At 68.6% G+C, this 25,865-nt stretch carries 29 protein-coding genes and 1 riboswitch; of the genes, 15 read left to right on the top strand and 14 right to left on the bottom strand.

The annotated features are described in order from the left end of the window. Positions 1 to 33: 33 nt before the first annotated feature. Positions 34 to 2,271, bottom strand: a complete 2,238-nt coding sequence (locus tag ACNO8X_RS27645) for a helicase-associated domain-containing protein (RefSeq protein ID WP_418003589.1) — start codon at positions 2,269 to 2,271, stop codon at positions 34 to 36. 57 nt (positions 2,272 to 2,328) lie between these two features. On the opposite strand from ACNO8X_RS27645, the gene ACNO8X_RS27640 reads away from it, so the two are divergent. From ACNO8X_RS27640 to ACNO8X_RS27625, 4 genes are read left to right on the top strand one after another with little or no spacing between them, the layout of a single operon-like run. Next, positions 2,329 to 2,523, top strand: a complete 195-nt coding sequence (locus tag ACNO8X_RS27640; protein WP_418003588.1) for a hypothetical protein — start codon at positions 2,329 to 2,331, stop codon at positions 2,521 to 2,523. 2 nt (positions 2,524 to 2,525) lie between these two features. Beyond that, on the top strand, positions 2,526 to 2,996 hold the full coding sequence (gene moaC / locus ACNO8X_RS27635; protein ID WP_133762328.1) for a cyclic pyranopterin monophosphate synthase MoaC: 471 nt from the start codon (positions 2,526 to 2,528) through the stop codon (positions 2,994 to 2,996). Between the two features lie 31 nt (positions 2,997 to 3,027). After that, entirely contained in the window at positions 3,028 to 3,507 is a 480-nt protein-coding gene (locus ACNO8X_RS27630; protein WP_418003587.1) for a MogA/MoaB family molybdenum cofactor biosynthesis protein, read from the top strand. Further along, positions 3,504 to 3,926 carry a molybdenum cofactor biosynthesis protein MoaE gene (locus tag ACNO8X_RS27625; protein WP_166555720.1) on the top strand — a complete coding sequence of 141 codons (423 nt, stop codon included), beginning with the start codon at positions 3,504 to 3,506 and terminating at the stop codon, positions 3,924 to 3,926. Before ACNO8X_RS27630 ends, ACNO8X_RS27625 begins: the two co-directional genes overlap by 4 nt. Before the next feature lie 116 nt (positions 3,927 to 4,042). On the opposite strand, the gene ACNO8X_RS27620 is transcribed toward ACNO8X_RS27625, so the two are convergent. The 4 genes from ACNO8X_RS27620 to ACNO8X_RS27605 form a co-directional block, all read right to left on the bottom strand. Next, the gene (locus ACNO8X_RS27620; RefSeq protein WP_418003586.1) at positions 4,043 to 5,179 is read right to left on the bottom strand and encodes a transglycosylase family protein; all 1,137 of its coding nucleotides are present in this window, start codon (positions 5,177 to 5,179) and stop codon (positions 4,043 to 4,045) included. 7 nt (positions 5,180 to 5,186) lie between these two features. Then, positions 5,187 to 5,353: riboswitch (cyclic di-AMP (ydaO/yuaA leader) on the bottom strand. A 240-nt stretch (positions 5,354 to 5,593) separates the two neighbouring features. Then, positions 5,594 to 5,851, bottom strand: a complete 258-nt coding sequence (locus ACNO8X_RS27615; protein ID WP_418003585.1) for a MoaD/ThiS family protein — start codon at positions 5,849 to 5,851, stop codon at positions 5,594 to 5,596. Between the two features lie 2 nt (positions 5,852 to 5,853). Beyond that, positions 5,854 to 6,915 (bottom strand): GTP 3',8-cyclase MoaA, encoded by a 1,062-nt coding sequence (gene moaA / locus ACNO8X_RS27610; RefSeq protein WP_418003584.1) that lies wholly within the window; start codon positions 6,913 to 6,915, stop codon positions 5,854 to 5,856. Continuing rightward, positions 6,912 to 7,316, bottom strand: a complete 405-nt coding sequence (locus ACNO8X_RS27605) for a YccF domain-containing protein (RefSeq protein ID WP_418003583.1) — start codon at positions 7,314 to 7,316, stop codon at positions 6,912 to 6,914. Before ACNO8X_RS27605 ends, moaA begins: the two co-directional genes overlap by 4 nt. 149 nt (positions 7,317 to 7,465) lie before the next feature. Here ACNO8X_RS27605 and ACNO8X_RS27600 point away from each other — a divergent pair, with 149 nt between their 5' ends. Together ACNO8X_RS27600 and ACNO8X_RS27595 are read left to right on the top strand one after the other, a co-directional pair. After that, positions 7,466 to 7,876 (top strand): cold-shock protein, encoded by a 411-nt coding sequence (locus ACNO8X_RS27600; protein ID WP_043390536.1) that lies wholly within the window; start codon positions 7,466 to 7,468, stop codon positions 7,874 to 7,876. A gap of 86 nt (positions 7,877 to 7,962) precedes the next feature. Then, the gene (locus ACNO8X_RS27595; protein WP_418003582.1) at positions 7,963 to 8,964 is read left to right on the top strand and encodes a glutathione S-transferase family protein; all 1,002 of its coding nucleotides are present in this window, start codon (positions 7,963 to 7,965) and stop codon (positions 8,962 to 8,964) included. A 70-nt stretch (positions 8,965 to 9,034) separates the two neighbouring features. On the opposite strand, the gene ACNO8X_RS27590 is transcribed toward ACNO8X_RS27595, so the two are convergent. Together ACNO8X_RS27590 and ACNO8X_RS27585 are read right to left on the bottom strand one after the other, a co-directional pair. Further along, entirely contained in the window at positions 9,035 to 9,517 is a 483-nt protein-coding gene (locus ACNO8X_RS27590) for a DUF2771 domain-containing protein (RefSeq protein WP_043390538.1), read from the bottom strand. Then, positions 9,514 to 11,244 carry an MFS transporter gene (locus tag ACNO8X_RS27585; RefSeq protein WP_418003581.1) on the bottom strand — a complete coding sequence of 577 codons (1,731 nt, stop codon included), beginning with the start codon at positions 11,242 to 11,244 and terminating at the stop codon, positions 9,514 to 9,516. Before ACNO8X_RS27585 ends, ACNO8X_RS27590 begins: the two co-directional genes overlap by 4 nt. Positions 11,245 to 11,646: 402 nt before the next feature. Between ACNO8X_RS27585 and ACNO8X_RS27580 the strand changes: the two genes are divergently transcribed. Next, positions 11,647 to 12,348 (top strand): DUF3027 domain-containing protein, encoded by a 702-nt coding sequence (locus ACNO8X_RS27580; protein WP_082067791.1) that lies wholly within the window; start codon positions 11,647 to 11,649, stop codon positions 12,346 to 12,348. Here the strand turns inward: ACNO8X_RS27580 and ACNO8X_RS27575 are convergent. Both ACNO8X_RS27575 and ACNO8X_RS27570 read right to left on the bottom strand, forming a co-directional pair. After that, positions 12,345 to 12,809, bottom strand: a complete 465-nt coding sequence (locus ACNO8X_RS27575; protein ID WP_418003580.1) for an SRPBCC family protein — start codon at positions 12,807 to 12,809, stop codon at positions 12,345 to 12,347. The two genes, ACNO8X_RS27580 and ACNO8X_RS27575, sit on opposite strands and share 4 nt — an antisense overlap. A gap of 27 nt (positions 12,810 to 12,836) precedes the next feature. Beyond that, on the bottom strand, positions 12,837 to 13,103 hold the full coding sequence (locus ACNO8X_RS27570; protein WP_043983892.1) for a DUF2530 domain-containing protein: 267 nt from the start codon (positions 13,101 to 13,103) through the stop codon (positions 12,837 to 12,839). Positions 13,104 to 13,144: 41 nt separating this feature from the next. Between ACNO8X_RS27570 and ACNO8X_RS27565 the strand changes: the two genes are divergently transcribed. Genes ACNO8X_RS27565 through ACNO8X_RS27555 form a run of 3 tightly spaced genes read left to right on the top strand, consistent with a single transcriptional unit; the run spans position 13,145 to position 14,707 of the window. Then, positions 13,145 to 13,576 (top strand): MarR family winged helix-turn-helix transcriptional regulator, encoded by a 432-nt coding sequence (locus tag ACNO8X_RS27565; protein WP_133762318.1) that lies wholly within the window; start codon positions 13,145 to 13,147, stop codon positions 13,574 to 13,576. Further along, positions 13,573 to 14,421 (top strand): TrmH family RNA methyltransferase, encoded by an 849-nt coding sequence (locus tag ACNO8X_RS27560; protein WP_418003579.1) that lies wholly within the window; start codon positions 13,573 to 13,575, stop codon positions 14,419 to 14,421. Before ACNO8X_RS27565 ends, ACNO8X_RS27560 begins: the two co-directional genes overlap by 4 nt. Before the next feature lie 10 nt (positions 14,422 to 14,431). Continuing rightward, positions 14,432 to 14,707: a DUF2537 domain-containing protein gene (locus ACNO8X_RS27555; protein ID WP_418003578.1), complete on the top strand. Its 276-nt coding sequence runs from the start codon at positions 14,432 to 14,434 to the stop codon at positions 14,705 to 14,707. Positions 14,708 to 14,876: 169 nt separating this feature from the next. On the opposite strand, the gene sepH is transcribed toward ACNO8X_RS27555, so the two are convergent. Both sepH and serC read right to left on the bottom strand, forming a co-directional pair. After that, entirely contained in the window at positions 14,877 to 15,824 is a 948-nt protein-coding gene (gene sepH, locus ACNO8X_RS27550; RefSeq protein WP_418003577.1) for a septation protein SepH, read from the bottom strand. 137 nt (positions 15,825 to 15,961) lie between these two features. Continuing rightward, the gene (gene serC, locus ACNO8X_RS27545; protein ID WP_043390555.1) at positions 15,962 to 17,068 is read right to left on the bottom strand and encodes a phosphoserine transaminase; all 1,107 of its coding nucleotides are present in this window, start codon (positions 17,066 to 17,068) and stop codon (positions 15,962 to 15,964) included. Positions 17,069 to 17,275: 207 nt separating this feature from the next. Here serC and ACNO8X_RS27540 point away from each other — a divergent pair, with 207 nt between their 5' ends. Then, complete coding sequence (locus ACNO8X_RS27540) at positions 17,276 to 18,292, top strand: AurF N-oxygenase family protein (RefSeq protein ID WP_133762313.1); 1,017 nt, start codon at positions 17,276 to 17,278, stop codon at positions 18,290 to 18,292. A 15-nt stretch (positions 18,293 to 18,307) separates the two neighbouring features. After that, a complete protein-coding gene (locus ACNO8X_RS27535) occupies positions 18,308 to 19,984 on the top strand; it encodes an FAD-dependent oxidoreductase (protein WP_418003576.1) in 1,677 nt (558 codons plus the stop codon). Positions 19,985 to 20,032: 48 nt separating this feature from the next. Here the strand turns inward: ACNO8X_RS27535 and ACNO8X_RS27530 are convergent, their stop codons facing one another. The 3 genes from ACNO8X_RS27530 to ACNO8X_RS27520 form a co-directional block, all read right to left on the bottom strand. Continuing rightward, a complete protein-coding gene (locus ACNO8X_RS27530) occupies positions 20,033 to 20,485 on the bottom strand; it encodes a VOC family protein (protein WP_071286748.1) in 453 nt (150 codons plus the stop codon). A 99-nt stretch (positions 20,486 to 20,584) separates the two neighbouring features. Further along, on the bottom strand, positions 20,585 to 21,727 hold the full coding sequence (locus ACNO8X_RS27525; RefSeq protein WP_418003575.1) for a citrate synthase 2: 1,143 nt from the start codon (positions 21,725 to 21,727) through the stop codon (positions 20,585 to 20,587). Positions 21,728 to 21,782: 55 nt separating this feature from the next. After that, complete coding sequence (locus tag ACNO8X_RS27520; protein WP_418003574.1) at positions 21,783 to 22,406, bottom strand: maleylpyruvate isomerase N-terminal domain-containing protein; 624 nt, start codon at positions 22,404 to 22,406, stop codon at positions 21,783 to 21,785. Between the two features lie 40 nt (positions 22,407 to 22,446). Between ACNO8X_RS27520 and pdxH the strand changes: the two genes are divergently transcribed. From pdxH to ACNO8X_RS27505, 3 genes are all read left to right on the top strand, one after another. Next, the gene (gene pdxH, locus ACNO8X_RS27515; RefSeq protein ID WP_418003573.1) at positions 22,447 to 23,121 is read left to right on the top strand and encodes a pyridoxamine 5'-phosphate oxidase; all 675 of its coding nucleotides are present in this window, start codon (positions 22,447 to 22,449) and stop codon (positions 23,119 to 23,121) included. Continuing rightward, a complete protein-coding gene (locus tag ACNO8X_RS27510; protein ID WP_418006057.1) occupies positions 23,118 to 24,389 on the top strand; it encodes an MFS transporter in 1,272 nt (423 codons plus the stop codon). Before pdxH ends, ACNO8X_RS27510 begins: the two co-directional genes overlap by 4 nt. Positions 24,390 to 24,494: 105 nt before the next feature. Continuing rightward, positions 24,495 to 25,790 (top strand): citrate synthase, encoded by a 1,296-nt coding sequence (locus ACNO8X_RS27505; protein ID WP_043390565.1) that lies wholly within the window; start codon positions 24,495 to 24,497, stop codon positions 25,788 to 25,790. Positions 25,791 to 25,865: the final 75 nt, after the last annotated feature.

Below are 25,865 nucleotides of genomic sequence, written 5' to 3'. Positions count from 1 at the left end.
TTATCCAGACTTCTCGGAGTGGCCCAGATTCCGTCAGTCCGGCGCCACCACCGAGGTCACCCGGTGGATGGCGAATTCGCGGACCCGTCCGGCGGCCGGGTCGTAGGCGGTCAGCTGGCCGCCGCGGACGTTGACCGGCGACACCACCCGCTGCGTCGCGACCCCGGCGGCGTCGACGTAGCCGATCACCACCGGCGACTGGGTCAGTGCGGCGTCGGTGAGCAGCGAGATCGCCGCGGCGGGGTCCAGTCGCCCGCCGTTGCCCCCGCGGCCGGTCTGGCGCAGGACGGCGACGATCGCGCCGAGCGTCTTCGGGTTCGGCGGTTGCGGGTGCCGGAAGGTGCGACGGTGTATGGGTGTGGACACCCGCGCGCCGAGCGGGCGCAGGTCGACGATGGTGCCCGACCAGTCCTCGGCGGCCGGGGCGAAACCCGCGGTGCGCAGGCCGGCGAGCACATCGGCGATCGGGGCCGGGGACACCGCGACGGTCGGGGCCAGGGCCCGCAGGCTCAGCTGCTCGAGGGTGGGGGAGGCCAGTGCCTGCGCCAGCAGGGCGGGGTCCTCACACCGCACGAACGACGATGCCATGCCCACCCGCAGCTGCCCGTGCCGGCGCGCCACGTCGTCGATGAGGTAGCTGAGGCCTTGCGGCACCGGCGTTTTGGAGTGCCGGGCGAACAGGGTATGGATCTCGCTGGCGGTCCTGCCAGTGTCCAGGGCGCGCCGGATGGACTGCTCGCTGATGCGATACACCGTTGCCGCGCCGGCGGATTCGATGTCGGCGACGGCCGCCAGCTGATCGGCCAGGTCGCGTTCCAGCGGTCCGGGGACGACGACCGTCAGGTCGGCCTGCAGCAGGAAATGGTCGATGGGGTCGGGCAGTGCCGCGGCCATCGCGGCGGTGACCTCTTCTTCGGGCGCACCCGCCAGCAGCAGCCGGATGGGGCCGGCGATGGCGCCGCGGCCGATCATGCCCAAAGCGTGTGCCTCGGTGAGCAATTCGTCGGTGGGCTCGGGCTGCAGCCGGGCAGTCCAGCGCGGCCGGCGCCAGAGCATCGCGGCGGACGCCGCTGCAGTGTCCATGGCGCTGCCCGGCGGCAGCTCGGCGAGCACCGTCAGCAGCAGTCGGCGGTCCAGCGGAGCCGCCGACGAGTACAGCGCGTTGGTCAGGGCGGCATAGGGTTTGCCGTCGGGGCCACGCTTGCCCACCAAGCCGGGCCGGCCCGGCAGATCCAGCCAGGTGGTGGCCAGCAGATGCCAGCGCGTCGCGGCGTTCGATTCGATGAACCGGTCCGCGGCCACGGTGGGCGCCCAGTAGGGGCCGTCGTCGTAGTCGTCCGAGTCCGGGATGCCCGACGCGATCAGCGTGGCCGACGCGCACAGCTCCAGAATCAGCGACAGCCGCCCTTCGTCGATGCCGGTGACCTTGGTCAGCCGCTTGGCGTCGCGCACCCCGAGGCCGCCGCTGCGCAGCTCGGGAACCGGTGTGGCCGAGAGGGTTTCGAGGACCAGTTCGACCTCGCGCAGTAGGTCGATGGCCGAGCCGGCCGCCGCCGCATCGACGTCCGCCGCCGGCAGCACCGGCGACGACGGGGCCGGCGGCGTCAACGTCGTCGGCCCCGGTGGCTGACCGCGCAGCACCTGGCCGACGAGTCGCGGCAGGATCACCGTCTCGTCATCGATCCGGCGCAGCAGTCCGGCCGCGATCAGCTGTGGCACCGGGCGGTCGTCCGGCGTACCGGGGGCCGCGTCCTTGGTTCGGCCGATCGGTGATCCGTCGGCCAGCCGCTCCAGCAGATCGCGCTGCGGGGTATCGATACCGGCCAGCTTCCCGGCGATGCCGTCGCCGTCAGGGTCTTCGACCGTGACCTGGCCCGGATACCAGGGCAGCACCGACGCCGCCTCCGAGACCACCCGCACCGAGGTGTCGCCCCACACCAGCCCGCGGGTCCGCAGCTCGTCGAGCGCCGAGGTGACGATCTTCTTGGTGGCCCGGCCGGCCAGCAATTTGAACAGGGCTCCGGTCGGCACGGCGATGCTGGTGGCCTGCAGCGTCAGCAGTGCGTCCAGCACCGCCAGCTGCAGGAAATCGAGATCGTCCGTCGCGGCTTTGACCGACTGCCGGGACTGGGCCCGGGCGGCCAGCGCCGACAGGGTCGCCGGTGGCGGCTGGGTGAGGTCAGGTCGGGCGCTGAGCAGCTGTACCAGCTGCGCATCCGACATGTCGGCCAGCCAGGAGCCCAGCGGCACACCCGGGGATTCGTCGATCATTGCTGACCAGCGTAAAGCAGCCTCCCGGCCTCGCCAGCGGGCGCGGCGCCTGCCACAATGTCATCCGTGGCTGAGAAGAAGAAGAACCAGTACGTCGACAACGGCTGGCCCGAGGTGGCCGACGACGATCACGCCGTCAGTGAGCTCGCGACGGACCGTACCGGCGCCCTGTCTCCGTTCGGTGACGTGGCGTTCCCGCTGCCGGCCGAGCGGCTGCCGTACATGCACCCGGTCACCGTCGTCAACAAGTAGCCGTGGAGCTCTCGCACCTGGACGAATCGGGTGCGGCCCACATGGTGGACGTGTCCGCCAAGGACGCCACCCGACGCACCGCCGTCGCGGCGGGCGTCCTGCACACCCGCGCTGACGTCGTCGACCTCATCACCAGCGGTGGCCTGCCCAAGGGCGACGCCCTCGCGACGGCCCGCGTCGCCGGCATCATGGCCGCCAAGCGCACGAGCGACCTGATCCCGCTGTGCCACCAGCTGGCACTGACCAAGGTCGAGGTGGCCTTCGAGACGAGTGCGGGTGCTGCCGATATCGCCATCACCGCGACGGTCCGAACCACCGACCGCACCGGTGTCGAGATGGAAGCCCTCACCGCCGTCAGCGTCGCGGCGCTGACGCTGTACGACATGATCAAGGCCGTCGACCCGGCCGCGCGCATCGACGACATCCGGGTGCTGCGCAAGGAGGGCGGCAAGACCGGTCTCTGGGAGCCGTGATGAGCGCTTGCGCGAAGAACAGAGTGCCAACGTGAGTCGTTCGGCCAGGGTCCTTATCGCCTCGACCCGGGCCGCCGCCGGCGTCTACGAGGACCGCACCGGCCCGTTGATCGTCACCTGGCTCGCTGAGCGCAGGTTCGACGTGCCCGCACCGGTCGTCGTCACCGACGGCGCCCCGGTGGGCGTCGAACTGCGCCGCGCCATTGCCGACGACGTGGACGTCGTCCTCACCTCAGGTGGCACGGGAATCTCCCCGACCGACGCCACCCCGCAAGCCACCATCGAGGTCCTGGACTACCAGATTCCCGGGCTGGCCGATGCGATCCGTCAGTCCGGCCTGCCGCACGTCCCGACCTCGGTGCTGTCCCGTGGTGTGTGCGGCGTCGCCGGCCGGACGTTGATCGTCAACCTGCCGGGTTCGTCCGGGGGAGTGAAGGACGGGCTGGGCGTGCTGGCCGGGGTACTGGACCATGCGCTCGACCAGCTCAGTGGAAAGGACCATGCCGGGTGATCGTGCTCCGTGCCGACCTCAGTGAATCGCCGATCGACGTCGCGTCCCACGAGGCGCTGGTCGACCACAGTGCCGCGGGAGCGGTCGTGAGCTTCGCCGGCGTGGTGCGCAATCACGACGGCGGCCGTGGGGTGACGCGCCTGGAGTACTCGGCGCACCCGTCGGCCGCGGAGGTACTGGCCGAGGTCGCCGCCGAGGTCGCCGCAGCCTCCGAAGGCGTGCGGGCCATCGCGGTCAGCCACCGGATCGGCGTCCTCAACATCGGCGACGCGGCCCTCGTCGCGGCGGTCTCGGCCGATCACCGCGCCGCGGCGTTCCGGACCTGCGCGCTACTGGTCGACACCGTCAAGGAGCGGCTGCCGGTCTGGAAGCACCAGTTCTTCACCGACGGCACCGACGAATGGGTCGGCTCCGCCTGACTTCCGCCGACCGGCCACTTACGACCCGCGTTCCACGAATATCCGCGTCGTAACTGGCCACTCGGCAAAAGAAATCGCCCCGGTCGATGACCGGGGCGATTTCTTTTTGTCAGGTGCTACTGGGCCGGAGCCGGGGCGATGTCGGCAACCGGGGCCGGGCCGGGCGCCGGAGCGTTCGGCGGGGCCGGGACGCTGCCACCCGGGGTGCCGGTCCGCGTCGAGGCGACGGCGAGCAGGGCGTCACGTCCGGAGATGTCGTTGTTCTGGACCGCGTGCCACAGCTGCTTGAGGTAGCTCATGTTGGCGCTGTCGCCGGTGTCGGTCGGCTCCATGGTCGAACCCGGAGGCAGGTTGGTCGGGCTGGCCAGATGCGGCGTGCCGTTCGGCGGGGTCTGCAGCGCGGCGGGGGCAGCCGGCGCGGGGGCCGGGGCCGCGGCGTCAGCAACCGGAGCCGGTGCGTCGACGACCGGGGCCGGGTCGGTCGGCAGGTCCTGCTTGGCGTGCAGTGCCCAGACGCCGGGCTCGGCGGGGGCTTCCGTGGTGTCCCAGTTGGCGGCCTGGATCACGGGCGCCGGGGCCTCGGCCGGGGCTTCCGGTGCAGGTGCGTCAACGACGGACGCCTCAACGACGGGAGCCTCGGGCGCGGGGGCTTCGGGCGCGGGGGCTTCGGGCGCGGGGGCCTCGGGCACGTCCAGGACCGGCGCCTCGGGGGCGGGGACCTCATTGACGACATTGACGATCGCGGGGGCCTCGGGGGCCTCGGGGGCGGGCGCATCCAGCGGAGCGGCGGCTTCCTGCACCGGCGCCGGATCGGCCGGGGTGTTGAGCTCAGGGTTGTCCAGCGTGACGGCCGGGGCCGGCTTCGGGGTGTTCACCACGTTGCGCGGGGAGGAGCCGGACAGGCCGGTGCCGCAGACGGGCCAGGCGCCACGGCCCTGGCGGGCCAGGACGCGCTCGGCGACGGCGATCTGCTGGTCCTTGCTGGCCATGTTCGCGGCCGGGGCGTACTCGCCACCGCCGTGGGCGCTCCAGGTGCTCGGCGAGAACTGCAGGCCGCCCTGGTAGCCGTTGCCGGTGTTGATGGCCCAGTTGCCGCCGGACTCGCAGCGGGCTACCTGGTCCCATTCGCCGTCGGTCGCTGCGCTCGCCTGAGCGGCGAGGGCGATGCTGCCACCGCCGAGAACAGCGCCGGTGAAGGCGATCTTCGCAACGCTGACGCTGGACGTGGTCGGTTTGCGGTGGCGTCCACTCATAGAAAAGCAGTCCTCTCGTCAACGCCTGCGAGGTCAGCTGTCGGGTTCGGGCTGGAGAGGTTGCCCGGCCTGCCAAGCAGGCTTCACCCCAAGGAGCCGAGGCTCCTGGTCCTGATTTCTTCGGTGGACCGATTGGGTCCCCCGCCTCCATCCACGGTTTGTCGTCGGCCGCACTTGATGGATGGAGCTAGGCGTTTCAAGTGCGGGTGCCAAAGGGTCGCTCTGGCTTGAGAGACGACGGTATCGGGTCCGGTGGGTTCCGTCACTTCGGCGGATTTTGGGCGTTTCGGGCCAGGGCAAATTATGAGAGGACTTTAAAGCCGCTGGCTGTTTCGGCGTTTTCGCAGGTATTGACGCCGGTCAGTGGCACCACAGCCAGGTCGTTATCGATTCGTTATGTGAGGCATTTCACAATTAGCCGCCGGCGAAGGGGGGTAACACATCGACCGTCTGAGCTGTTGCGAGCGCGGAGTTCAGATCGCGCACGGCGACGCCGTCGCGCAGAAACGAGCAGCGTGTCAGCACTTTTGCCACATCTGCCCCACGCGTACCAATGGAGTCCACCAGATCGCGGACGGTTACACCCTCAGGAAGCCGCAACGTTTCGGTCTCGATTCCGGTTGCGGCCTTCGCGGCGGCGAAATAGCGCACCGTCACCACCAACTCGGTCAACCTCAGCCGCCGATCGCACTCATCGGACGGTCCGGCTGGACGAACCCCGGATCGTTGATGCCGTGCCCTGCCGGCTTGGCCCACATCGCCGCCCGCCAGGCGGCCTCCAGCGCATCGTCGTCGGCGCCGCCCCGCAGCAACGCGCGCAGGTCCGTCTCCTGCTGGGAGAACAGACAGCTGCGCACCTGGCCGTCGGCCGTGAGCCGGGTGCGGTCACACGTGCCGCAGAACGCGGCGGAGACCGACGCGATGACGCCGACGGTGCCGAGCACCGCTCCGTCGTCGTGGACCTGCCAGAGCTCGGCAGGTGCCGAACCCCGCGGCGCCGGGTCCGGGCGCAGGGTGAACTCGCCGCGCAGGGCCGCCAGAATCTGCTCGGCCTGCAGGACCGAACCGCGCTCCCAGTGGTGCCCGGCATCCAGCGGCATCTGCTCGATGATCCGGAGCTGGTACCCGTGCTCGAGACAGAAGCGCAACAGCGCGGGGGCGTCGTCCAGGCCCGTCTGCGGATCGAGCACCGCGTTGACCTTCACCGGGCTCAGCCCGGCGTCCTTCGCGGCAGCCAGGCCGTCGAGCACCTCGGGGAGGCGCCGGCGCCGGGTGATGGCCGCGAACCGGTCCGGGTCGAGGGTGTCCAGTGAGACGTTGACGCGATTGAGCCCGGCCTTCTTCAATGCGGCGGCGCGCTTGGCCAGTCCGATCCCGTTGGTCGTCACGGCGATCGCCGGACGCGGCTCCAGTGCGGCCGCCGCTGCGACCACGTCCTCCAAGTGTGGCGACAGCAGCGGCTCGCCGCCGGTGAACCGCACGCCGGTGATGCCCAGACGGGTCACGGCCACCCGGATCAGCCGGGTGAGCTCTTCGAGAGTGAGTAGGTCGGCGCCGGGCAGCCAGTCCAGGCCCTCGGCCGGCATGCAGTAGGTACAGCGCAGATTGCAGCGGTCGGTCAGCGACACCCGCAGGTCGGCGGCGACGCGGCCGTACGTATCGATCAGCGGCCCGGATTCCGGTGCTGAACCGACGGGCCGTGCGACGGTGGGCAGGCCGAGGGGTGTGAGTGTCATTGTTGCCAGGCTGGTGCGGGGTGCATCTGATCGACCGGCACGATCTGCTTGCCGAGCGGCAGTAGCGACACCGGGATCAGCTTGAGGTTGGCCAGGGCCAGCGGGATACCCACGATGGTCAGGGCCTGGGCGATGGCCGTGGCGATGTGGCCGAGCACCAACCACCAACCGCACAGCACCAGCCAGATCACATTGCCGACCAACGCACCCGGGCGCGGGCCGGGCTTGTCGACGACCGTCTGGCCGAACGGCCACAGCGCGTACACCCCGATGCGCGCCGCGGCGACGCCGAACGGGATGGTGACGATGAGAACGAAGCAGATGAGGGCGGCGAGGAAGTAACCGAGCGCCAGCCAGAAGCCGCCGAAAACCAGCCAAATGATGTTCAGGACCAGGCGCATGTCACCTCCCGTAAGTAGAACTCTCAGTCTACTGAGTAATGGGGATGCTGCGATCAGAGGTGGCCGAGTAGAATCAACGTCAACGCGTCCTGCGTCGGTGGGGCGCTTTCCTTATGTGACCGTAGTTTGAGAACGAGCAGGTGAGACCAGTGCCAAGCGGCCGGGTTAAGTGGTACGACACGGAGAAGGGCTTCGGCTTCCTCTCTCAGGAAGAGGGCGAGGACGTCTACGTCCGGTCTTCGGCGCTGCCCGACGGGGTCGAAGGTCTCAAGGCCGGTCAGCGCGTCGAGTTCGGCGTCGCCGCCGGGCGCCGCGGTCCGCAGGCGCTGAGCCTCAAGCTGATCGACCCGCCGCCGAGTTTGTCGCGCACGCGTCGCGAGGCGTCGGCCCCTGAGCACAAGCACACGCCCGACGAGCTGCACGGCATGGTGTCGGACATGATCACCCTCCTCGAGGACGCGGTGCAGTCCGAGCTGCGCCGGGGCCGTTACCCGGACAAGAAGACCGCCCGCAAGGTGTCCGAGGTGGTCAAGGCCGTCGCGCGTGAGCTCGACGCCTGATCCCTGGGCCGAGCGTTGGCTTGTGTCCGGGTATCGACCACTGATTTCTCGTACACAAGCCAACTTTGGGCGGGCAGACTGGGGACGTGTCCTACGTCGACCCCGGTACTGAATACACCCGCGACACCAACTACATCAGCACCCGGATCACGGCCGACGGCCGTGACGGTTACCCCGTCGAACCCGGCAGGTACCGGCTGATCGTCGCTCGGGCCTGCCCGTGGGCCAACCGCGCCATCATCGTTCGTCGGCTGCTGGGCCTGGAAGATGTGCTCTCCATTGGCTTTTGCGGTCCGACGCACGATCAGCGCAGCTGGACGTTCGACCTGGACCCCGATGGGGTGGACCCGGTGCTGAAGATCCCGCGGCTGCAGGATGCGTACTTCAAGCGCGACCCGGACTACCCCAAGGGCATCACGGTGCCGGCGATCGTCGACGTGCCGACCGGCGCGGTGGCGACCAACGACTTCCCGCAATTGACGCTGGACCTGTCGACCGAATGGACGGCGTATCACCGTCCCGGTGCGCCGCAGCTGTACCCGGAGCACCTACGCGCCGAGATCGACGAGGTGGCGCATCGCGTCTACACCGAGGTCAACAACGGCGTCTACCGCTGTGGGTTCTCGGGCTCGCAGGAGTCATACGACGCCGCCTACGACCGGCTGTTCACCGCGCTGGACTGGCTGACCGAAAGGCTCAGTGGCCAACGGTATCTGGTGGGGGACACCATCACCGAGGCCGACGTACGGCTGTTCACCACGCTGGCCCGGTTCGACCCCGTCTACCACGGGCACTTCAAATGCAACCGGTCCAAGCTCACCGAGATGCCGGTGCTGTGGGCGTACGCCCGGGATCTGTTCCAGACGCCGGGCTTCGGCGACACCGTCGACTTCGTGCAGATCAAGCAGCACTACTACATCGTGCACGCGGACATCAATCCGACGCGGATCGTGCCGAAAGGACCCGAGCTGGCCGACTGGCTCACGCCGCACGGCCGGGAAGCGTTGGGCGGCAGGCCTTTCGGTGACGGCACACCACCCGGCCCGGTCCGTGCGGGCGAACAGGTGCCGATCGGCCACGGCGCCTGACCCCTACGCCGAGTGGCCACCTGTGACACGGAAATCGTGAAAATTCGTGCGACAAGTGGCCATTCGGCGGTTACGGCCAGACGGTCCGCACCGACCATTCGGCGTGCGGCAGCGGGAACTCGTTACCGTCGGAATCCCTTGCCAGCGTGGGTAGCTGGACGGCGAGCCCGAGCAGCTTGCCGTGATGCGGGTCGACAGTCGGGATCGTCACGGCCAGCCGCTTGTCCGGCCGGAACTCGCTGACCGCCGAGCCGCCGTCCTCGTAGGCGAGCAGCAGCACCCACGGTGCGCGGGCGATGGCCTGCGGCACCGACAGCTGAATCGGATGCCGCGCCGTCACGTGCAGCTCACCCGTCGTCGCGGGGACGTCGCATGCTTTCAGGTGCACGTCGCAGTAGCGGTACGGCCCGACCCGGGCCAGCTGGCCGTCGGTAAAGGCGCTGATCTCGGGGAAGTCGGGGCCCTGGTGCCGCGTCATCCGCCAGACCAGGACACCGGTGGCCGTCGCAGACAGCACCGCGACCACTGCCAACAGCGCGAGAACTCGTTTCATATCCATCCTTGGCGCGCCCCGGGCATTGCCGCGGGATCGGGCCGTGGTCCTTCCTGTTCGGCTAGTACGGGTCGGTTACCGCCCAGGCCCGGGATCAATGAGCCTCCGTTGTAGCTCACCAGGGTCTGGGCCAGCCCGGGAATCAGCAGGGCGCTGATCGCGGTGAACCCGACCCAGAGGTCGGTATAGATCAGCACACCGATGGCGCCGCCGATCACCCAGGCCAACTGCAGAACGGACTCGGACCGGCCGAAGGCGGATGCCCGGGACTTTTCGGGCAGGTCGTGTTGCAGTGACGCGTCCAGAGATGCCTTGGAGATCGCCGTGGCTGCCGAGGTGATCAGTGCTGCTGCCGCGGCCACCATCAGATTGCCGGCCACCGCGGCGGCGATGGCGCACGCGGTGACGATGACGGTGGCGCGTACGACCACCTGCGCGGGATGCCCCAGCTTGAGCCGGGCGCTGGCGATGTTGCCGGCGATGTTGCCGATGCCCGCGGCGGCGCCGATGAGCCCGAGGATCTTCAGCTGCTCCCACGCGCCCGCGTCGTGCGACTTGGCGACGAACGCCGGGTACAGGAACAGGAATCCGACGAGTGCCTTGATGGTGCAGTTGCCCCACAGCGACGTGATGATGTTGCGGCCCAACGGCTGCCGCGGAGATTGGTCGTGATGCGGATGCCGGAGCTGCTCGGTCGGCGCGTGGTACGACAGCGTCGCCGGCACCTCGCCCTCGGTGACCTCGACCCATTTGGGGATGCGCATCGTCAGGACCGCACCCGCGACGGCCACGACGGCGACGACGTAGAGCGCGCCCGGCAGGTGCATCAGACCGAAGGTGTACTCGAATGCGGCCGCGAGGCCACCGCCGAGCCCGGTGCCACCCAGCAACCCGAACATGGTGAGCCGGGAATTGACCCGGACCAGGTCGATGCTCGGCGGGAGCACGCGTGGCGTGACCGCACTGCGCAGCACACTGAACGACTTGGACAGCACCATCATGCCCAGCGCGCACGGGTACAGCACCCAGGGCGGATAGCTGCCGGTGGCGCCGTCGTAGTTGCCGATCAGCACCAGTGCCAGCACCACGCGCAGCGCGAACGACACCGCCAGGGCGACCCGGCGGCCGTGCTGCACCCGGTCCAGCGCCGGCCCGATCAGCGGGGCGATCACCGCGAACGGCGCGATGGTGATGAGTAGGTACAGGGCCACCTTGCTCTTGGACTCGCCGGATGCCGCCGCGAAGAACAAGGTGTTGGCCAGCGCGATGCCCATGGCCGCGTCCAGCGCGTTGTTCGCGACGACCGGCCAGGTCAGCGCCGTCAGGCCGGACTTGTCGGCGCCATCGGCGGTGGCAGCGCGGTGCACCAGCCCGTACACCTTGGTGCCCATCTCGCGACTGCGCTGGGCAGCGGCGCGGGTGACGGTGATCTTCTCGCCGCCCGCGGGGCCGCCGCGCCGGTCGTCGTAGTCACGGCGCCGCTCATCCCGGTCATCGTCGTAGCCACGGTCGTAGCCGGCACCATCGTGGTGGTCGTCGTCCAGCGGCGGCAGCCACCGGTTGTCGCTGTGCGCGGATGAGCCCCGAGGCGGCGGACGGCGTCGTGAATGATCGGGATCGCTCGGGTAGTTGGCCATGCCGGGATGCTCTTCGTCATGGCGGCGCGGTGGGCGCGGCGGGTAGTAGCGGGGATCTCCCGACCACCCGGCGTCCCGCGGTCCACTCATGAGCACGATTGTTCCCCATGCTGCCGACAGCGGCGCGCAGGCAGGCGGTGTGGCCTTGTCCTGGGTGGTCAGGCAGTATTGATCGCGATGGACACGCCCAATGACACCGAATCGGCAGCCGTGACGCCGGACGAGTCGACGCCGACGGAGGCGCCGGTCGAGGTGCCGGCCGCTGAAGCCGCCGCGGAAACCGTGGAGGCCGTCGAAGTTCCCGCTGAGGCAGTGGAATCCGCCGACGTGCCGGAGACCGTCGACGAGCCGCAGCCGCAGGCCGCTGCCGACGAATCCCCGTCCGCCGAGGTCCCGGCTGTGGAGACCGACGATGCGCCGGAGGCCGAAGCAGCCCCCGAGCCCGAGCCGGTTGTCGAAGCGGCCGACCTGCCCGACCTGACCCCGATCCTGATGGGCGCGGTCGATCAGGCCCGCGCCGCGATCATCGAATTCAGCGGTGACGGCGTCGTCGGCGACTACCTGGGCGCCAGCTTCGACGACCCGGCCTCGGTGACCCATCGTTTCCTCGCCTCGATGCCCGGCTACCACGGCTGGCAGTGGGCAGTGGTGCTGGCGACCTATCCGGGCGCCGACCACACCACCGTCAGCGAAGTGGTCCTGGTGCCGGGTCCGGATGCGCTGCTGGCCCCGCAATGGGTGCCGTGGAATGAGCGCGTGCAGCCGGGCGACCTGAGCCCCGGTGATCTGTTGTCTCCGCTGCCCAACGATCCGCGTCTGGTGCCGGGTTACCTGGCGTCCGGTGATCCCGAGCTGGACGAGGTCGCCGCTGAGATCGGGTTCGGCCGCAAGCAGGTGCTCAGCGACTGGGGCCGGACGGACGCCGCGCAGCGCTGGCAGGACGGCGACTTCGGACCGAACGCCGCCATGGCGCGCGCCACCCGACGAACCTGCCGTGGCTGTGGCTTCTTCGTGCCGCTGTCGGGGTCGCTCGGCCTGGTGTTCGGTGTTTGCGCCAACGAGCTGTCCGCGGACGGACGCGTGGTGTCGGCAGAGTACGGCTGTGGCGCCCATTCGGACACGCCGCCGCCGGAGCCCATCGGCTCACCGGCGTTCGAGCCGTTCGACGACGGCGTGCTCGACCTCGGTACTTAGTTCGAGGAACCTTCGGCCGCGGCCTTGATCCGGCCGAGCGAGGTCTTCATGCCCTCGACCAGTTCCACTTCGAAGTTGGGCACACCACCCATGAAGCGGTTGATCAGCGTGCTGGAGATCGGTTTCACGGCTTCCGCGTGCCGGCTGACGGTGACCTTGGTACCGGTGCCGGAGGGCTCGAGGTCGTAGGTCCACTCGGTGTTGTTGGTGTTGACCCGGAACGACAGCTTCTGCTGCGGGTCGAGTGCGGTGATGGTCGCGGTCGTCGGCCAGAACATCGCGCCCCGCCGGTTGACGTTGACGGTCTTGGTGCCGACCTTGACGGCGCCGATCGCCTTCATGGTCCGACACTGCGGGCTCCATTTGGGCATGTTGTCGAGGTCGGAGATCAGAGCCCAGACCTTGGCCACTGGTGCGTTGATGGTGATGTCTGCCTGCAGCAGAGGTGTTTCTCCAGCCATCGGACTCTCCCTTGTCGAGACGTTGGGTCAGCGCAGGCCGCGTTGGGCACCACGTGCGCCCCGACGGGCTGCGCTGCGTTGCCACAGAAATATAGATGTGCCCAGTACGCCGACACCGAGGCCCGCGACGGTCACCGGACGCCAGTCGTGCAGGGCCGCGACGGTGAAGGCCAAGACCACCGCGACCAGCCAGCCCACAGCGATCACCACGATCACCGGAACCGGGTCGAGGAGTCGGTCGGGGAGAGCCGGCGGCTGTGGTGCCGCCGGGTGTTCGTGCGCGGGCGTGGCCATCTCCTCTAACGCTAGTCGATCGATCGGTACGCTATCTGCTCGTGACGGACGCCGATGACCGCTTGGCCAATGACCTGTCGCTGGCCGTCGTGCGGCTGGCGCGACAGTTGCGGTTCCGTCGTCCCGATTCCCCGGTGTCCCTGACGCAGTTGTCGGCACTGGCGACCCTCGCCAAGGAAGGCCCGATGACGCCGGGCGCGCTGGCCACCCGCGAGCGGGTGCGGCCGCCGTCGATGACGCGGGTCATCGCGTCGCTGGTCGAACTGGGGCTGGTGGAACGCAGTTCGCATCCCGACGACCGGCGCCAGGTGCTGGTTGTGGTGTCCCCGGCCGGTGAAGAGCTTTTCGAAGCCGAGCGCCGAGCCGGCATGGAATGGCTGCAGGGACGGCTGGAGAAGCTGAAGCAGCAGGACCGCGCGACGCTGCTCGCCGCGGCGGACCTGATGTTCGCGATCATCGACGAAGCCCAGTGAGCGCGGCGCCCGACATCGACGCCCTGGACGACGTCATCGTTGTCGACGTCGACGACCCCGCCGATCCGCGGCTCGACGATTTTCGCGACCTCAACAGCGTGGACCGCCGCCCCGACCTGCCGTCGGGCAAGGGCCTGGTGATCGCCGAAGGCGTGTTGGTGGCGCAGCGCATGCTGGCATCGCGGTTCAGTCCGCGGGGCTTCCTGGGCACCGATCGCCGGCTCCGAGAACTGTCCGACGACCTGGCCGGTTGCGGCGTGCCGTACTACCGCGCCAGCGCCGAGGTGATGGCGGAGGTGGTCGGCTTTCACCTCAACCGCGGCGTGCTGGCCGCGGCGCCACGTCCGGTCGAATTGTCGGTGCCCGAGGTGCTGCAGGGCGCCCGGACCGTCGCGGTGCTCGAGGGCGTCAACGACCACGAGAACCTGGGCTCGATCTTCCGCAACGCCGCGGGCCTCAACGTCGACGCGGTGGTGTTCGGCACCGGGTGCGCCGACCCGCTGTACCGGCGCGCGGTCCGGGTGTCGATGGGCCACGCTCTGCTGGTGCCCTACGCTCGCGCGGAGTCCTGGCCCGGCGATCTGAAATTGATGCAGGACAACGGCTTTCACTTGATCGCCATGACGCCGGGGGAGGGGTCCGTGCCGCTGGCCGACGCCCTCGCGCCACTGGCCGATCAGAAGGTCGGGGTGCTGGTCGGCGCGGAAGGTCCCGGGTTGACCGAACACACCATGCGGGCCTGCGAGGTGCGGGCGCGCATTCCGATGTCGCGGGGCACCGACTCGCTGAACGTCGCCACCGCCGCAGCCATGGCGTTCTACGAACGCACCCGATCGGCGGTCTAGATTGGCTCAGATGACCTTGCCGTCGCGCACGCCGTGGGGCACCGGACTGACGGTGTCGGCGTTCGTGGCCGCGGTGACGGCCGCCGCCATCATCGTCTTGTCCCTCGGGCTGTTGCGGGTGCATCCGCTGCTGTCGGTGGGGTTGAACGCGGTGGCGGTCGGCGGCCTGGCCCCGACGGTATGGAGCTGGCGCGTGCGCCCCGTATGGCGCTGGTTTGTCTGGGGCGCCGGGCTGGGCGTGGCGCTGGGCTGGGTCGCGACACTGGCCATCGCGCTGGCGCGTTAGCCCCGCCCGCCGTTGATCCTGTATCTACGGCGCAAAAGTGCGAGTAGCGACGACCCTCAGTGCAGGGTCAACTCGACATTGACTGACCCACGGGTTGACTCTGTATCCACGGCGCAAGACGTCGAGTGCCGGAGACCCTCAGTGCGGGGTCAACGTGAGAAACGCGGGGTCAGCGCTGGCCGTTGGCCCGCACGCCCAGCAGGACGTCTTCCCAGGCCGGAATCTCGGGCTTCTTCTTGCGCGGACGCGCCGTGGGAGCGACCGGCTCGGGAGTTTCGGGGGTTTCGACCGCGGCAGCCGGTTCCGGTACCGGGATGGGCTCGGGTGCCGGCGGGGCGACAGGCGCCGCGGGCACCGGGGGCACCAGGGGAGCGACGGGAGGCGGTGTCATGACGACGACCTGGGCCGGCACGGGTTCCGGAGTGGGCTCCGGTTCCGGCACGAAGGCGGGCATCGGGATCTCGGCGACCGATTCCTCGAAGTGCAGCTGCGGGAGCGGTGCGACCGACCGCAGGGCCGGGCGGGTGTAGTTCGGATCGATGAGCTCGGTCGCGGCGTCGTCGAACGCGGTGGTGGTGCCGCCGTGGGCGCCCGGGCTGAACCGGAAGTGCGCGATGTTGTCGGAGCGTCCGGCCTTCCAGCCGAACTGCACGGTCCACCGGCTGTCCTCGTTGCGCCAGGCGTCCCACTTGGTGGCCTCGGGATCGAGGCCGCGGGCGATCAGGGCCCCGGTCACCGTCTCCAGCAGGGTCAGTACCGACGGACCGTCGGGCAGGATCGGGTGCGACGCGCTGGCGAGCTCGGCGGCGCGGGACCGTTCCAGCAGCACGGGGTGAGCGAAGCGCATGACGCGCTCCGGCGTCACGCCGGCGGCCGCGGCGAGCTGTTCGACGGAGGCGCCGGCCCGGATGCGGGACTGGATGTCACGGGGGCGCAGGGAATTGGGCACCTCGACCTCGACCTCGATCTCCGTCTGGTTGCTGGCGGCCCGGTCGCCGCGGACGGCGGCCTTCAGGCGATTATCGACGCGCACCACGAATTTCTCTGCGGTGTCGGCGGTTTCGCAGATGATGCGCTTGCCGTCGGCGTCGAGTCCGACGACCTTGAGTTCCCTCATTGGTGACCTCCTAGGACGCGGCTTAACGGCCCACCCTACTGCGTTATCGACTCGTAACCGTGCTGACACACCGAGGCGCGCAGCTCTTGCTGAGCTGCGCGCCTCGGTTGCCGATTCAGATCATGCGGAGAGCCGCGCTACAGCCGTTCCACGACCCAGTCGACGCACGCCGTCAGCGCGCTGATGTCGTCGGGGTCGACGGCCGGGAACATGGCGACGCGCAGCTGGTTGCGACCCAGCTTGCGGTACGGCTCGGTGTCGACAATTCCGTTGGCGCGCAATACCTTTGCCACCGCGGCGGCATCCACATCGTCGTTGAAGTCGATGGTGCCGACCACCTGCGACCGCAGCGCCGGGTCCGCGACGAACGGCGTGGTGAACGGACGCGACTCGGCCCACGAGTACAGCCGCTGCGACGAGTCGGCGGTGCGCTTAACGGCCCAGTCCAGGCCGCCGTTGCCGTTGAGCCAGTCCAGTTGCTCGGCGAGCAGGATCAGGGTCGCGATCGCCGGGGTGTTGTAGGTCTGGTTCTTGAGGCTGTTCTCCACCGCGATGGGCAGCGACAGGAAGTCGGGCACCCAGCGGTCGGTGGCGGCGATCTGCTCGACGCGGGCCAGTGCGGCAGGGCTCATCACGGCGATCCACAGCCCGCCGTCAGAGGCGAAGTTCTTCTGCGGCGCGAAGTAGTAGGCGTCGGTGTCGGCGATGTTGACCGGCAGGCCGCCGGCGGCCGAGGTGGCGTCGATGGCGACGAGCGCGTCACCGGCGGGACGCTGGATCGGCACCGCGACACCGGTCGAGGTCTCGTTGTGGGCCCAGGCCACGACGTCGACGTCCGGGTCCGACTGCACGGCGGGCGCGCTGCCGGCGTCGGCCTTGATGACGATCGGGTCGCCGACGAATGGGTTCTTGGCGACGCACGAGGCGAACTTGCTGCTGAACTCGCCGTAGGTGAGGTGCAGCGAGCGCTTGTCGATGAGGCCGAACGCGGCGGCGTCCCAGAACGCGGTCGAGCCGCCGTTGCCGAGGATGACCTCGTAGCCGTCGGGGGTGGAGAACAGTTGCTTGACGCCGTCGCGGACGCGGCCGACCAGGTTCTTGATCGGGGCCTGGCGATGCGAGGTGCCGAACAGGTCGCCGGCGGCGGCCAGGGCGGTCAGCTGCTCGGGGCGAACCTTGGACGGGCCGCAGCCGAAGCGTCCGTCGGCGGGCTTGATGTCGGCGGGGATGGTGAGCTCAGCCATGGGTGTCAGCGTAGTTGCAGGTCCACGCCCCGGTGTCGTGGGGATCCGGCTGCTTGCTCGGGCATTCGACCCACAGATGTGACCGGGGCCACAAAAGAGGTCCATATGTGTGACGGCGGGCACTAGTTTTTAGGTGGTACCCCCGGTACCGTTGGGCATAAGGCAGCCGAATGTAAAGCTGACACCTAAGCCTTGGGAGGCTCGAAAATGGCTCGTACCCGCATGATCCGTCGCTGGCGTCGGAACATGGACGTGCTCGATGACCAGGTCTACGTCGAGAAGCTTGCCACGCTGTCCGAGGGGTCGGTGCGGCGCAACTTCAACCCGTACACGGACATCGGCTGGGACTCGCCGGAATTCGCTGTGGTCCCCAATGACCCGCGCTGGATCCTCCCGGACACCGACCCGCTCGGTGGCCACCCGTGGTACCAGGCCCAGTCACACGAGCGCCAGATCGAGATCGGCATGTGGCGCCAGGCCAACGTCGCCAAGGTCGGTCTGCACTTCGAGAACATCCTGATCCGCGGCCTGATGGAGTACGCGTTCTGGGTCCCGAACGGGTCGCCGGAGTTCCGGTACTGCACCCATGAGGCCATCGAAGAGGGCAACCACACCCTGATGTTCCAGGAGATGGTCAACCACATGGGGGTTGACGTCCCGGGCATGCCGAAGCTGCTCAAGTGGATTCAGCCGCTGATCCCGCTGGCCGCCGGCCCGGCGCCCATCCCGTTCTTCTTCGGCGTGCTCGCCGGCGAGGAGCCCATCGACCACACCCAGAAGAACATCCTGCGTGAGGGCAGCGAGCTGCACCCGATCATGGAGCGGGTCATGGCCATCCACGTGGCCGAGGAGGCCCGCCACATCTCGTTCGCCCACGAGTACCTGCACAAGCGCGTTCCGGAGCTGAGCCGCTGGAAGAAATTCTGGCTGTCGCTGTTCGTGCCGCTGACCATGCGCATCCTGTGCTCGGCGATCATCGTGCCGCCGCGCGTCTTCTGGAAGACCTTCGACATTCCGAAGTCGGTGCGCGACGAGCTGTTCTTCGACGCCCCGGAGTCGCGCATGTTCCTGCGCAACATGTTCTCCGACGTCCGGATGCTGGCCTACGACACCGGTCTGATGAACCCGCTGGCCAAGATCATGTGGAAGCTCTGCAAGATCGACGGCCCGCCGAGCCGGTACCGCAGCGAGCCGCAGCGCCAGCACGTCGTGGTCGCTGCCTGAGCATCTAGGTAACTCATGCCGCACGTCATTACTCAGTCGTGCTGTAGCGATGGTTCATGCGTTTTCGCATGCCCGGTGAACTGTATTCACCCGTCCCCGGACGAGCCGGGCTTCGCTACCGCCGAAATGTTGTTCATCGATCCCGCCGCTTGCGTGGACTGTGGTGCCTGCATCACGGCCTGCCCGGTCGGCGCGATCAAGCCCGACACGAAGCTGACCGAAGCGCAGCTGCCGTTCATCGAGCTCAACGCGTCCTTCTATCCGAAGTACGAGGGAAAGCTGCCGCCGACGTCGAAGCTGGCGCCGGTGCCCGACGCCCCGGCGGTGGACCAGCGTCCGCACGGTCCGCTGCGGGTCGCGATCGTCGGCTCCGGGCCGGCTGCCATGTACGCCGCCGACGAGTTGTTGACCCAGAGCGGGGTCCGGGTCAACGTCTTCGAGAAGCTGCCGACGCCGTATGGGCTGGTGCGTGCCGGGGTTGCCCCCGACCACCAGAACACCAAGGGCGTGACCCGGCTGTTCGACCGGATCACCGAGCGTCGTGGGCTCGACTTCTACCTCAACGTCGAGGTGGGTCGGGATATCTCGCACGCCGAGCTGCTGGAGCACCACCACGCGGTGCTGTACGCGGTGGGTGCGCCCAACGACAAGCGTCTCGACATCGAGGGCATGGAGCTGCCGGGAACTGGAACCGCCACTGAGGTGGTGGCCTGGTACAACGGGCACCCCGAGTTCTCGCATCTGCCGGTCGATCTGGGCCACGAGCGGGCGGTGATCATCGGTAACGGCAACGTCGCGTTCGACGTGGCCCGCATCCTGACCGCCGATCCGGATGCGTTGGCGCGCACCGACATTTCCGACCATGCCCTGGCCGCACTGCGAGACTCGAAGGTGCGCGAGGTGGTCATCGTGGCCCGGCGTGGCCCGATCCACTCCGCGTTCACCCTGCCCGAGTTGATCGGTCTGACGGCGACGTGCGACGTGGTGCTCGACGCCGCAGACCACGAGCTGGTCCGCCGCGATCTCGAAGCAGAGACGGACGCGCTGACGCGGCACAAGCTCGAGATCATCGCCAAGCTGGCCGACAGCTCCGCGCCGGCGACCCGCCCGCGGATTCGGTTGGCCTACCAGCTGACCCCGGCCCGGGTACTCGGCTCGGACAAGGTCACCGGCATCGAGTTCACCGTGACCGGCACAGACGAGGTGCGTCAGCTCGACGCCGGCCTGGTGCTGACGTCAATCGGCTACCACGGCAAGGCAATTCGTAGTCTGCCGTTCGACGAAGCGGCTGGGGTGGTCCCCAACGACGAGGGTCGTGTCATCGATCCGGCCACCGGTGAGCCGGTCCGCGGCAGCTATGTCGCGGGATGGATCAAGCGTGGTCCGACGGGCTTCATCGGCACCAACAAGTCCTGCGCGGCGCACACCGTCGATCGGCTGGTCGCCGACTACAACGCCAGCCGTCTCGGCGAGCCCACCGCGAGAAATGGTGCGCTGCAACAACTCATCCGCGACCGGCGGCCAGAAGTGGTCGACATGGCGGGGTGGCGGGCCATCAATGCGGCCGAGATCGCCCGCGGTGGAGCGGACCGGCCACGGGACAAGTTCATCGACGTGTCCGATATGCTGGCTGCTGCCGCCAGCGCACCGAAGCCGACGCTGCGTCAGCGTCTGCTCGGCGCCTTCAGCTGATTTCGGCGTGATCCGTAACGCCTCGCGTTACGGATCACGCCCGAATCGCTAGCCCTGCTGGGCTGCCATCGCCTCGGCGAGTTCTTCAGGACTGACGACGCGCACGGTCTGCGCCAGCGACCAGTGGTGCCCGAACGGGTCTTCCACCTGGCTATAGCGGTCACCCCAGAACATGTCGGCCGGGGCCATCAGTTCGGTGGCGCCGGCGTCGATGGCGCGCTGGTATGCCGCGTCGACATCGGGGACCTGCAGGTGGATGGTCACCGGCGTCCCGCCGAAGGCCTTCGGGGTCTGCGACTTGCCGCCACACATCTCGGGGAAGTCGTCGTTGAGGTAGACGTTCGCGCCGTTGATGGTCAGCGCGGCGTGCATGAGCTTGCCGTCGGGTCCGGGCACCCGGCCCAGCTCGGTAGCGCCAAAAGCCTTGACGTAGAAGTCGATTGCGGCGGCACCGTCGCCGACGACGAGGTGCGGGGCGAGGAAGGTCTGGGACTCGGTCATCGTGTTCTCCTCAGAGCGGTACTGCGTGGATTGGGGTCAGTCGTTATGACCATCCCCAACGCTACTTCTCATCGGTGACAAAAAATTGAGCCCGAAATGTCAGCTGTGCTTGATGCTGTCCCAGCCCGCCACGGAGTCCGCGCTGCGCGGCTGCGGGCCGACGTAGATGGCCGCAGGCCGGACCAGCTTGCCGAGTCGCTTCTGTTCCAGGATGTGGGCGCACCACCCCGCAGTGCGGCCGCAGGTGAACATGGCGGGCATCATCGCGCTGGGCACCTGGGCGAAGTCCAGGATCACCGCGGCCCAGAACTCGACGTTGGTCTCGATGGCCCGGTCGGGGCGGCGCTCGCGCAGCTCGGCCAGGGCGGCCTGCTCGAGTGCGGCAGCCACTTCGTAGCGCGGGGCGTCCAGGCGCTTGGCGGTGGCGCGCAGCACGCGGGCGCGCGGGTCCTCGGCGCGGTACACGCGGTGCCCGAAGCCCATCAGTTTCTCTTTGCGGTCCAGGATGCCCTTGACCACGGCCCGGGCGTCGCCGGTGCGCTCGGTCTCCTCGATCATCGGCAGCACCCGGGCCGGGGCGCCGCCGTGCAGCGGGCCGCTCATGGCGCCGATGGCGCCGGACAGCGACGCGGGCACGTCGGCTCCGGTGGACGCGATGACGCGCGCGGTGAAGGTGGACGCGTTCATGCCGTGCTCGGCGGCGCTCACCCAGTAGGCGTCGATGGCCTCGATGTGCCGCGGGTCCGGCTCACCCTGCCAGCGGGTCATGAAACGTGCTGTCACAGTTGAGCATTCGTCGACGACGCGCTGCGGTACGGCGGGCTTGTAGATCCCGCGGGCCGACTGCGCGACGAACGACAGCGCGGTCACCGACGTCTGCGCCAACTGGTCGCGGGCGGTGTCGTCGTCGATGTCGAGCAGCGGCTGGAAACCCCACATCGGGGCCAGCGTCGGCAGCGCGGCCTGGACGTCGACGCGAACGTCGCCCGAGTGCACGTGCAGCGGGAAGGGTTCGGCGGCCGGCAGGCCTCGGCCGAACTCGCCGTCCACCAGCAGGGCCCAGACGTCACCGAAGGTGACACGGTGGCTCACCAGGTCTTCGATGTCGACGCCGCGGTAGCGCAGCGCGCCGCCGTCCTTGTCCGGTTCGGCGATCTCGGTCGTGAAAGCGACGACGCCTTCCAGCCCGGCGACGAAGTTCTCGGGGATCTGCGGCGTCGACACTGACGTGGTTCCGGTCATGCCGAAATTGTTCCACTAGTCGATGGGCGTGGGGCTACCGGCCGGTAACTAACGGTCAGACCACGGAGAAACCGGCAGGCAGAGCACCGCGTCCGGTGAGCGCCGTCAGTACCGCTGCGGCCTGGCCGGTCAGTGCGGAGATCTGCGCCGCCAGCACCGCGGCGGCCTCCAGTGCCTGCTCGGGCGGGGCGAAGTCGATTCCGGTGGCGCGCGCGATATCCAGGCTGTGCACCGTCAATTCGAATACCCGGGTCGGCAGGTAATTGCTCAGCCGGATGCCCAGACCGCCGATCACGGCGATCAGTGGGTCGCCGGCGCCGTCGAGATCGGTCAACACCTGGTGCAGTAGTTCGGTGACCTTGGCCGAGGGGTCCGCGCCCAGAACGCGCCCGGCCTCGCGGCCGCGCTCGATGATGTCGGGGCTGCCCGCGGCATAGCCGCGCAGCAGCGCGTAGTAGTAGTGCGCCGGCCCGGTTACATCCTCCCGCTCAGCCGGGATCCGCAGGTAGCTGCTGACGGTGATCAATGACCGTGAGGTGTGCCCGACCAACGACCTCAGATCCCAGTCGCCGAGTCCGGGGCCGTCCCAGGAAGTTGCCGGGATCAGTGCCACCAGGTCCGCGAAAGCTGTTGCCGCCGAGACGAACACCGAGTAGTCGGGTGGTGTGATGGACGCCATATCCGCATTGTGTCACCGCATGGGCGTAGCGTCGCCGTCCATGACATCCGATCATATGGAGCAGTCGGCTGATCGTCTGGCGCGCATGCGGGCCGAGTACGGCTCGGCGGAGAAGGACGGCAGCGTCGACCTCGACGTCGACTGGCTGGACCGGGGCTGGCTGGCATTGTTCCGCGACTGGATGGCCGACGCCGTGCAGGCCGGGGTTTCCGAGCCCAACGCCATGGTGCTCGGCACGGTCGATGGGCACGGGCATCCGGTCACCCGCTCGGTGCTGTGCAAATCGATCGAGGAGACGGGCATCTCCTTCTACACCAACTACGACTCCGACAAGGGTGATCAGCTGGCCGCCGTGCCCTACGCCTCGGCGACGTTCCCCTGGTACCTGCTGGGCCGTCAGATCCACATCCGCGGCGCGGTGACGAAGGTCGACGCCGAGCACACCGCCGAGTACTGGTCGAAGCGGCCGCGCGGTTCGCAGCTCGGGGCGTGGGCGTCGCACCAGTCAAAATCGATTGCCTCGCGCACGGCGCTGCTGGAACAGTTACGTGATGTGACCGAGCGATTCACTGACGTACCCGAGGTGCCGGTGCCGCCGAACTGGGGCGGCTACCTGATCGCCCCGGAAGTGATCGAGTTCTGGCAGGGCCGGGAGAACCGGGTGCACAACAGGATTCGCGTCACCGGCGACCGTATCGAACGGCTCCAGCCCTGAAAGGTCTGATCGCCGACACCACGCCGCTGCGCAACCCGGACTATCGCAGGCTCTGGGGCTCCAGCGTCGTCACCGTGATCGGGGCCAACCTGACAATCTTCGCGGTGCCGGTGCAGCTCTACGCGCTGACGCAGAACTCGGCATATGTCGGGCTGGCGGGTGTGTTCAGCGTGGTGCCGCTCATCGTGTTCGGCCTGTGGGGCGGAGCCTGGGCCGACGCGATGGATCGCCGGCGGCTGCTGATCATCGCGTCGTGCGGGTTGGCGGTGGCGTCGGTGCTGCTGTGGGTGCAGGCCGCCGCCGGGTTCAACAACGTCTGGCTGGTGCTGTGCCTGCTGTCGGTGCAGCAGGCGTTCTACGCGATCAATTCGCCGACCCGCTCGGCCGCCATTCCGCGGATGCTGCCCGCCGATCAGCTGCCCGCCGCCAACTCGCTGAACATGACGGTGTTCCAGGCCGGTGCGATCATCGGCCCGCTGCTGGCGGGTGTGATGCTGCGGTGGGTGGACCTGTCGACGTTGTACTTCATCGACGCGCTCACCACGATCGCGCCGATCTGGGCCACCTTCCGGCTGTCGCCGATGCCGCCCGATCATTCGGCCGACGACGACACCTCGCGCTGGGGCTTCGCGGCCGTGCTGGACGGCTTCCGCTACTTGTCGGGGAACCGCGTGGTGCTCATGTCGTTCGTCGTCGACCTCATCGCGATGATCCTCGGCATGCCGAGGGCGCTGTTCCCGCAGATGGCCCATGAGAACTTCGGCGGGCCGGTCGCAGGTGGGACGGCGATGGCCCTGCTGTCGGCGGCCATGGCGGTCGGCGCGGTGGCCGGCGGGGTGTTTTCCGGCTGGCTGCCGCGGGTACGCAGGCAGGGTTTGGCGGTCGTGGTGTCGATCGTGGTGTGGGGTGCGGCCATGGCCGGTTTCGGGCTGGCGGTCGGTCAGGCCACGGGCCGGCCTGACGGCTTCCTCTGGATCGCCCTGGTGCTCTTGGCCGTCGGCGGGGCCGCGGACATGGTCTCGGCGGTGTTCCGGAGCACGATCCTGCAAGAAGCGGCCTCTGACGAGCTGCGCGGCCGTTTGCAGGGTGTCTTCACCGTGGTGGTCGCGGGTGGCCCGCGGATCGCCGACGCGGTGCACGGTGCGGCGGCCGCGGTGGTGGGCACGACGGTGGCAGCGACGGGCGGCGGTGTCCTGGTGGTGGTCGGCGTCGTCGTATCGGTCCTGGTGGTACCCGCGTTCGTCCGGTATCGGGTGGTGCGCAGATGATGGTTGACAACGGGTATATGCGACCCCCACAAGGCACATAGTTCTCTTAACGACTACCGTCTAGTCCCGGACGTTTCTCCTGTCGACACCGCAAAAGGGGTTCTAGTGGCCGACACCTCCAGCACTGACGACGTCGCCAACCTTCGGTATCCCGGAGGCGAGGTCGACCTCAAGATCGTGCGCGCTACCGAGGGGTCTGACGGTATCGAGCTCGGCTCGCTGCTGGCCAAGACCGGTTACACCACCTACGACGGTGGTTTCGTCAATACCTCGGCGACCAAGAGCGCCATCACCTACATCGACGGTGACGCCGGCATCCTGCGCTACCGCGGGTACCCGATCGAGCAGCTCGCCGAGAAGTCGAACTTCATCGAGGTCAGCTACCTGCTGATCTACGGGGAGCTGCCGACGGCCTCCGAGCTCGAGTCGTTCACGAACAAGATTCAGCGGCACACCCTGCTGCACGAGGACCTCAAGCGGTTCTTCGACGGCTTCCCGCGTAACGCGCACCCGATGCCGGTGCTGTCGTCGGCGGCCAACGCGCTGAGTGCCTACTACCAGGACTCGCTCGACCCGAAGGATCCCGAGCAGGTCGAGCTGTCGACCATCCGGCTGCTGGCCAAGCTGCCGACCATCGCGGCCTACGCGTACAAGAAGTCGGTCGGTCAGCCGTTCCTGTACCCGGACAACTCGCTGAACCTGGTCGAGAACTTCCTGCGCATGACCTTCGGCCTGCCGGCCGAGCCGTACCAGGTCGACCCGGAGCTGGTCCGGGCCCTGGACATGCTGTTCATCCTGCACGCCGACCACGAGCAGAACTGTTCGACATCAACAGTCCGGTTGGTGGGTTCCTCTCAGGCCAACCTGTTCACCTCGATCTCCGGTGGCATCAACGCGCTGTGGGGCCCGCTGCACGGTGGCGCCAACCAGGCGGTGCTGGAGATGCTGGAGAAGATCCGTACCGAGCACGGCGACGTCCGCGACTTCGTCAAGAAGGTGAAGAACCGCGAGGACGGCGTGAAGCTCATGGGCTTCGGTCATCGGGTCTACAAGAACTACGACCCGCGGGCGCGCATCGTCAAGGAGCAGGCCGACAAGATCCTCGGCAAGCTCGGCGGCGACGACGAACTGCTGGACATCGCGAAGTCGCTGGAGGAGATCGCCCTCACTGACGACTTCTTCGTCGAGCGCAAGCTGTACCCGAACGTCGACTACTACACCGGCGTGATCTACCGGGCCATGGGCTTCCCGACCCGCATGTTCACCGTGCTGTTCGCGCTGGGCCGGCTGCCGGGCTGGATCGCGCACTGGCGCGAGATGAGTGCCGACCCGAGCACCAAGATCGGCCGCCCGCGCCAGATCTACACCGGCTACACCGAGCGGGACTACCCCGCCCACTAGAGCCTGACCACAGACACGGCCCCTCCCGCATCTCGCGCGAGGGGCCGTGTCTGTCTTCCCGCGAGCGTGCGGGTC

Origin of the sequence: Mycobacterium sp. PDNC021, assembly GCF_048282635.1 — a bacterium.
Taxonomy (GTDB): domain Bacteria; phylum Actinomycetota; class Actinomycetes; order Mycobacteriales; family Mycobacteriaceae; genus Mycobacterium; species Mycobacterium llatzerense.
The sequence above is the reverse complement of the archived record's forward strand: the minus strand, read 5'-3'. Positions and strand labels throughout refer to the sequence as shown.

What these genes read in the sequence shown, in the direction of transcription:
- pdxH (WP_418003573.1), top strand. Translation starts at nt 22,447, where the DNA reads ATGACATCCGATCATATGGAGCAGTCGGCTGATCGTCTGGCGCGCATG.
- ACNO8X_RS27520 (WP_418003574.1), bottom strand. Translation starts at nt 22,406, where the DNA reads ATGGCGTCCATCACACCACCCGACTACTCGGTGTTCGTCTCGGCGGCA.
- ACNO8X_RS27590 (WP_043390538.1), bottom strand. Translation starts at nt 9,517, where the DNA reads ATGAAACGAGTTCTCGCGCTGTTGGCAGTGGTCGCGGTGCTGTCTGCG.
- sepH (WP_418003577.1), bottom strand. Translation starts at nt 15,824, where the DNA reads ATGAGGGAACTCAAGGTCGTCGGACTCGACGCCGACGGCAAGCGCATC.
- ACNO8X_RS27555 (WP_418003578.1), top strand. Translation starts at nt 14,432, where the DNA reads ATGACCTTGCCGTCGCGCACGCCGTGGGGCACCGGACTGACGGTGTCG.
- ACNO8X_RS27530 (WP_071286748.1), bottom strand. Translation starts at nt 20,485, where the DNA reads ATGACCGAGTCCCAGACCTTCCTCGCCCCGCACCTCGTCGTCGGCGAC.
- ACNO8X_RS27570 (WP_043983892.1), bottom strand. Translation starts at nt 13,103, where the DNA reads ATGGCCACGCCCGCGCACGAACACCCGGCGGCACCACAGCCGCCGGCT.
- moaA (WP_418003584.1), bottom strand. Translation starts at nt 6,915, where the DNA reads ATGACACTCACACCCCTCGGCCTGCCCACCGTCGCACGGCCCGTCGGT.
- ACNO8X_RS27535 (WP_418003576.1), top strand. Translation starts at nt 18,308, where the DNA reads ATGCCGCACGTCATTACTCAGTCGTGCTGTAGCGATGGTTCATGCGTT.
- ACNO8X_RS27575 (WP_418003580.1), bottom strand. Translation starts at nt 12,809, where the DNA reads ATGGCTGGAGAAACACCTCTGCTGCAGGCAGACATCACCATCAACGCA.
- ACNO8X_RS27525 (WP_418003575.1), bottom strand. Translation starts at nt 21,727, where the DNA reads ATGACCGGAACCACGTCAGTGTCGACGCCGCAGATCCCCGAGAACTTC.
- ACNO8X_RS27640 (WP_418003588.1), top strand. Translation starts at nt 2,329, where the DNA reads ATGTCATCCGTGGCTGAGAAGAAGAAGAACCAGTACGTCGACAACGGC.
- ACNO8X_RS27620 (WP_418003586.1), bottom strand. Translation starts at nt 5,179, where the DNA reads ATGAGTGGACGCCACCGCAAACCGACCACGTCCAGCGTCAGCGTTGCG.
- ACNO8X_RS27645 (WP_418003589.1), bottom strand. Translation starts at nt 2,271, where the DNA reads ATGATCGACGAATCCCCGGGTGTGCCGCTGGGCTCCTGGCTGGCCGAC.
- ACNO8X_RS27580 (WP_082067791.1), top strand. Translation starts at nt 11,647, where the DNA reads ATGGGCGCGGTCGATCAGGCCCGCGCCGCGATCATCGAATTCAGCGGT.
- serC (WP_043390555.1), bottom strand. Translation starts at nt 17,068, where the DNA reads ATGGCTGAGCTCACCATCCCCGCCGACATCAAGCCCGCCGACGGACGC.
- ACNO8X_RS27585 (WP_418003581.1), bottom strand. Translation starts at nt 11,244, where the DNA reads ATGAGTGGACCGCGGGACGCCGGGTGGTCGGGAGATCCCCGCTACTAC.
- ACNO8X_RS27605 (WP_418003583.1), bottom strand. Translation starts at nt 7,316, where the DNA reads ATGCGCCTGGTCCTGAACATCATTTGGCTGGTTTTCGGCGGCTTCTGG.
- ACNO8X_RS27540 (WP_133762313.1), top strand. Translation starts at nt 17,276, where the DNA reads ATGGCTCGTACCCGCATGATCCGTCGCTGGCGTCGGAACATGGACGTG.